Origin of the sequence: Nevskia soli, assembly GCF_903970205.1 — a bacterium.
In the GTDB taxonomy this organism is placed as follows: domain Bacteria; phylum Acidobacteriota; class Terriglobia; order Bryobacterales; family Bryobacteraceae; genus Bog-113.
Genome location: NZ_CAJCHS010000238.1, coordinates 1 through 5,357, shown reverse-complemented (window position 1 = coordinate 5,357; position 5,357 = coordinate 1). Strand labels below are relative to the sequence as shown.

Sequence of the window (5,357 nt, the reverse complement as noted above, 5' to 3'; positions counted from 1 at the left end):
CTCTACGCGATTCCGATCGATCTCTACGGTCCGGAGCGGTCGGGCCTCGCGATTTCGGCCCTGGTGCTGGCGTATGGTCTGCTGCAGACCGTGATCTCGCCAATCATCGGCCATCTCTCCGACTTGCACCTCTATCGAGAGGTGATCTGGCTCGTGACGATTCCCGCTTTGCTCGCCGCCGCGATACTCTGGCGCCTCGCGGCCTATTGTGAAAACCCGCTCCCTTACGGTCGCGGCTCTGTAACGGATTGATCCCTCTGAACCGATTGATCCCTCTGAACCGATTGATCCCTCTGAACCGATTGATCCCTCTGAACCGATTGATCCTACTGAGCCGCGCGCGTGAGCAAGCGGTGTTTTGAGACGTCTACCGCGCGCCACCTAGCCGTTCGCATGGTTGCGGTCCCGCCCGAATAGCCGATGTGCGCGGCATCCGATTCGCGGCATGCTGAGACTGGAGCAAACATTTAGATGGCAACAGATTTGAACGAAGTTTCGGAATCGCTGGCGGGCGCGGTGCAGCAGGCGGCCCGGTTTCTGGTGGCGGTGAACGGGAATCACCGGCTCGCTTCGAGCGGCGTTGTGTGGCGGGCGGGAATTATCGTGACCGCCGATCATACCGTCCGTCGCGACGATGAATTGACCGTGACGCTACCCGATGGCCGCACTGTGCCCGCGAAGCTGGCCGGACGCGATCCCGGCACCGACCTGGCCGTGCTGCAAGCGGACACCGGCGCGACCCCCGCAGCCGAATTCGCCGACCCCGCATCCTTTCAGATAGGCAACATGGTTCTGGCAGTGGGACGGCGCGGTGAGAACGGACCGTGCGCCAGTCTTGGTATCCTGAGCGCGCTCGGAGGTCCCTGGCGTACCTGGCGCAATGGGCAGATTGCGCGTTTCGTGCGCGCCGATGTCACCCTGTATCCGGGCAGTTCGGGGAGCGCGCTGGTCGATACTTCAGGCCGCGTCCTGGGGGTCAATACCGCGGGTCTCACGCGCAACTGGAGCGTGACGATTCCTCGTGAAACCGTCGACGCGGTGATCGCGGCTTTGCTTTCGCAAGGTCACGTATCGCGCGGATTCCTCGGTGTCGGACTGCATCCGGTGACGCTGCCGGATCAGCGCAGCGGACTCATCGTCCTTAGCGTCGATGCGGATGGTCCCGCCGGCAAAGCGGGCGTGATCATCGGCGATGTGCTGCTGCAGATCGCAGGAAAGGCGATCGCGGACACGGACGATGTGCAGTCGCATCTGGGTCCGGACCAGGTGGGTAAGCCGCTCGATGTCGAGTTGTATCGCGGCGGTGCGTCGCAGAAGGTGTCCATCGTGGTGGGGGCGCGGCCCCGGGGAGAACGATGATGTCGGATGATCGAGTTCGCGAGTTGCGGCGTTCAAGTGTCGCGGTTACCGGGGGTTCGGGCGTCATCTGGTCGGCGGATGGATTGATCGTGACCAATGCACACGTGCTTCACTCGCGTGAGCCGAAGGTGACGCTCGATGACGGCCGTGCGTTCCAGGCAGTGATTGAGCAAGTGGATCGGCGTCGCGATTTAGCGGTCCTTCGGGTTCCAGTTTCGGGATTGCCCGCGGCGACTATTGGCGATTCGAGCGCGCTACGCCCCGGGCAGGTTGTTACCGCAGTCGGTAATCCGCTCGGGGTGACCGGCGCGGTTACGACAGGCATCATCTATGCGGTTGAGGGCTCTCGCTGGGTGCAGGCCGATGTACGTCTCGCTCCCGGTAACAGCGGTGGATTGCTGGCCAACGCTCGTGGAGAGGTGATCGGCATCAACACGATGATTGTCGGCGGACTTGCGATGGCGGTTCCGAGCAACGTCGTATCCGCGTTCGTGTCCGGAGAGGAAACGGACAAGCCTGTTCTCGGCATCACGATGCAGCCGGTCAAGATTCAAGGCCGGCCTGCACTGGCGATCGTCGATGTCGCCGCGGACAGTTTGGCGCGGCGCAGCGGGCTGATGATCGGCGATGTGCTGCTGCTCAATTCGGCGCAGCTGCAACAGGCCTTGAACGCACGCGGGACGCTGCGGCTGCGTTTCTTGCGCGGCGGTGTCGCGCGCGAGATTGCGATCCAACTGCCTGCGCCCGAGCGCCGTCGAGCCGAGGCCCACGCGGCTTGATTACCGTTCTGGTCGGCGCGCCGTCAACCGTCGTGCGCGCCGGCCTCGAAGCTCTGGCGCGCTCGCATCCCGGCATTGAAGTCGTCGGGTCCGCTGCGCTGGGCGAAGAACTGCAGCGCAAGGCGATCGATCTGCTTCCGGATGTTGTGCTCGCGGATGCGGACGGACACGGACTCGATCTTCTTCCACAACTGCAGGGCGCGGCAGTGCTTCTCGTTTCCGAAGAGAATGCGCTGCAACTCATTCGCGCCGGGGCGCGCGGCGTTCTGCCGCACGGAGCTTCTTCGCGTGAGATTGGACTCGCGATCGAAGCGGTCGCGGCGGGTCTGATCGTTACGCATCCCGAAGCGCTGGACTCGGCGAATGGCGCGATTCCGGCAGCGACGCCCGGTCCCTTGACACATCGCGAGATCGAGGTCCTGCGCATGCTCTCGGAGGGTCTGGCGAATAAAGAAATTGCGTGGCGATTGAAGATCAGCGAGCATACCGTGAAGTTCCACGTTTCCTCGCTGTTTCAGAAATTGAACGCGTCCAGCCGCACCGAAGCGGTAACCATGGGCGTGCGGCAGGGCTTGATCATGCTTTAGAGTCTTGCGATCACCGCATCGGTGAATGCTTCGGTGGATGCCGACCCTCCCACATCGCCGGTAAGCGTTTTCCCTTCGGCATAGACCGCGCGAATCGCACGATGCAGCCGTTGCGAAGCCTCGCGTTCATCAAGATGCGCGAGCAGCAGCACGGCCGACTGCATGAGGGCCGTCGGATTCGCCTTACCTTGCCCGGCAATATCCGGCGCGGTGCCGTGCACGGCTTCGAACACCGCGGTCGATTCGCCCAGGTTGGCGCCGGGCACGATGCCGAGGCCCCCGACCAAACCTGCGGTCAAATCCGAAACGATATCGCCGTACAGATTCGGCAGCACCAGAACATCGAACGTCTCCGGGCGCATCACCAGCTGCATGCACGCGTTGTCCACGATCAACTCGCCGTATTCGATCTCCGGAAACTGCGCGGCCACTTCGCGGCAACACCGCAGGAATAAGCCGTCGCTCATCTTCATGATGTTCGCTTTGTGGACCGCTACCACCTTGTGTCGATCCATCCGGCGGGAGTATTCGAAAGCCGCGCGGGCAATGCGCATCGACGCCGTTTTCGTGATTACTTTCAGGCTCTCGACCACATCGGGCACGACTTCGTGCTCGATGCCGGAGTAGAGATCTTCGGTGTTCTCGCGGAAGATGACGAGGTCGATCGGCAGGTCCTGAAAGCGCGTCTTCAGGCCGGGCAGCATCTCGACCGGGCGGAAATTCACATAGAGATCGAGCCGCTTTCGCAGGGCGACATTCACGCTCGAGTGGCCTTTCGCGATCGGTGTCGCGATCGGGCCCTTGAGACCGACGCGCGTCCGTTCGAGCGACGTGAAGACGGCTTCGGGCAGCACCTTGCCGGTTTCCAGTTCCGCTTTCTGGCCGGCGTCAACGCGCTCCCACTCCACCGAAACGCCGGTAGCTTCAACGGCGCGAACCGTTGCATCTGCGACTTCAGGGCCGATTCCGTCGCCGGGAATTAACGTGATTGCATGGGGCACGCTCTCGATTATCGCTCCCGCTAGACTGGGCAGATGCCCTTCCGGCTGCGCACGGCCAAAGGCAAACTGAAGATCGAGCACAGCATCATTGACGGGGTGCGGCCGTTGCTCGAGACGCTGTTGGCGCAGACGCCGGAGATCCGATCGGTGATTCCGGGGGTGATCCGGCCCGTGCGCGATGCCAAGGGGATCAAGGTGAAAGTGCGCGTCACCGTGCCGACGCAGAACGGATGGAAAGCGATCGCCTTAAGCGCCGGCGCCCGGCAAGAGCTTTTTATTAGTACGGCGATGGATCGGGAGGCGCTGGAAGAAGCACTGCAGCGGTGTGGGGCGGAGAGTTAGGGATTACTGGACGCCTGTCAGCCGCGACTCGCGCGCGCTTCGACGATGAGGGCCAAGGCGCTGATGTTTTGAGCGTCGATGGCCCGCTGTTTCGAAAGTTCCAGGATACGAACCGTATGCTCGCGGCTCTCAAGCAGAAGCAACTCTAGTGATTCTCGGAGTACATCGTGCCGTCCGTCGATGTTGGCCATCTGCGCTACTCGCGACTCTCGAGATCCGTCAGCCGCGACTCGTGCGATTCAGCAATACGGGCAGCGCCCGAATGTTTTCGGCGTCGATGGTAATCAGATCAGTGAGCTTACCGATTTTATCAGTGAGCTTATCGATTTGCTTCGCGTTCTCGCGGCTCTCAATAAGCAGCAACTCCACGGACTCTCGGAGAGCATCGTGCCGTTCGTCGATCGTGGCCATCTTGTACCTCTACTCTCAGTATTACATCAGCAACCGCTAAGCAATCCCTACATGCAGCGCCACAATCCCGCCCGTCATGCGTTCAAAACTTACCTGACAAAAACCGGCGTCACGCATGCCGCGCGCCAGTTCTTCCGCGTTCGGAAACTTCTCGACCGACTCCGGCAGATAGGTATACGCATCGCGCGCGCCTGAAAGAACGCCGCCGATCCGCGGCAGAATCTGGCCCGAGTAGAAGCCATATAAAGCGCTGAACCACCGGTTCGGCGGCGTCGAAAACTCCAGGATCGCGAGTTTGCCTCCCGCCCGCAGCACGCGGCGGAACTCGCGCAATCCGGCGTCGTATCCCGTCAGATTGCGGAAGCCGAACGCGCACGTGATCAGATCCAGTGAGCCGTCGGCGAACGGCAAACGCATCGCATCGGCTTCAAATAGGCGCGGCTGCAGATGATGTGCGAACAGCTTCTGTGCCGCGCGATCGAGCATCGGGGCGCAGAAGTCGGACCCGAGCACGGGCGATCCGCGCGCCACCGATAGCGCCAGCGTCAGGTCACCCGTTCCGCAGCATAGATCCGCTATGCGCGCCTCGGGACGCAGGAGTACATCTCGAACGCGGGCCACCGTACGGCCGCGCCACCGGCGATCGATATTCATCGATAGCAGATGATTCGCGAAGTCGTAGCGCGGAGCCACGCGGCCGAACATGTCGCGAACCCATCGCGCCGCCTGCTGTTCGTTGACCGCTCCCGGAGGAGTCGTGCCTCTCATGCCAGTGAGGCGTCGATGGCCTGGCGCACCAGCTCAGGGCTCAAATCGGAGAACACCTTCGCATGACCGATACGCGTCGGCAGCACGAAATGCAGGCGGCCGTGGACCGT

General features: G+C 62.2%; 8 protein-coding genes and 1 pseudogene. 5 read left to right on the top strand and 4 right to left on the bottom strand.

The features are described 5' to 3' along the window. The 4 genes and pseudogenes from H1Y01_RS10855 to H1Y01_RS10840 all read left to right on the top strand — a co-directional run. Positions 1-252 (top strand): annotated as a pseudogene (locus tag H1Y01_RS10855) (hypothetical protein); the annotation flags it as partial. Positions 253-471: 219 nt separating this feature from the next. Then, positions 472-1,359 (top strand): S1C family serine protease, encoded by an 888-nt coding sequence (locus H1Y01_RS10850; protein ID WP_180540539.1) that lies wholly within the window; start codon positions 472-474, stop codon positions 1,357-1,359. Next, positions 1,359-2,138, top strand: coding sequence for a S1C family serine protease (locus H1Y01_RS10845; RefSeq protein WP_219341454.1), 780 nt, complete (start codon positions 1,359-1,361; stop codon positions 2,136-2,138). The genes H1Y01_RS10850 and H1Y01_RS10845 overlap by 1 nt, the downstream gene beginning before the upstream one ends. Next, a complete protein-coding gene (locus tag H1Y01_RS10840) occupies positions 2,135-2,725 on the top strand; it encodes a response regulator transcription factor (RefSeq protein ID WP_180540537.1) in 591 nt (196 codons plus the stop codon). Before H1Y01_RS10845 ends, H1Y01_RS10840 begins: the two co-directional genes overlap by 4 nt. On the opposite strand, the gene H1Y01_RS10835 is transcribed toward H1Y01_RS10840, so the two are convergent. Further along, positions 2,722-3,726 carry an isocitrate/isopropylmalate dehydrogenase family protein gene (locus H1Y01_RS10835; protein WP_180540536.1) on the bottom strand — a complete coding sequence of 335 codons (1,005 nt, stop codon included), beginning with the start codon at positions 3,724-3,726 and terminating at the stop codon, positions 2,722-2,724. The two genes, H1Y01_RS10840 and H1Y01_RS10835, sit on opposite strands and share 4 nt — an antisense overlap. A gap of 33 nt (positions 3,727-3,759) precedes the next feature. Between H1Y01_RS10835 and H1Y01_RS10830 the strand changes: the two genes are divergently transcribed. Further along, on the top strand, positions 3,760-4,068 hold the full coding sequence (locus H1Y01_RS10830) for a DUF2103 domain-containing protein (protein ID WP_180540535.1): 309 nt from the start codon (positions 3,760-3,762) through the stop codon (positions 4,066-4,068). A gap of 17 nt (positions 4,069-4,085) precedes the next feature. On the opposite strand, the gene H1Y01_RS19730 is transcribed toward H1Y01_RS10830, so the two are convergent. The 3 genes from H1Y01_RS19730 to ubiE all read right to left on the bottom strand — a co-directional run bounded on the left by H1Y01_RS19730 (position 4,086) and on the right by ubiE (position 5,247). Continuing rightward, positions 4,086-4,211, bottom strand: a complete 126-nt coding sequence (locus H1Y01_RS19730) for a hypothetical protein (RefSeq protein WP_257644439.1) — start codon at positions 4,209-4,211, stop codon at positions 4,086-4,088. Positions 4,212-4,287: 76 nt separating this feature from the next. Continuing rightward, entirely contained in the window at positions 4,288-4,479 is a 192-nt protein-coding gene (locus H1Y01_RS10825; RefSeq protein ID WP_180540534.1) for a hypothetical protein, read from the bottom strand. Positions 4,480-4,515: 36 nt separating this feature from the next. Further along, positions 4,516-5,247 carry a bifunctional demethylmenaquinone methyltransferase/2-methoxy-6-polyprenyl-1,4-benzoquinol methylase UbiE gene (gene ubiE / locus H1Y01_RS10820; protein ID WP_180540533.1) on the bottom strand — a complete coding sequence of 244 codons (732 nt, stop codon included), beginning with the start codon at positions 5,245-5,247 and terminating at the stop codon, positions 4,516-4,518. Positions 5,248-5,357 lie beyond the last annotated feature (110 nt).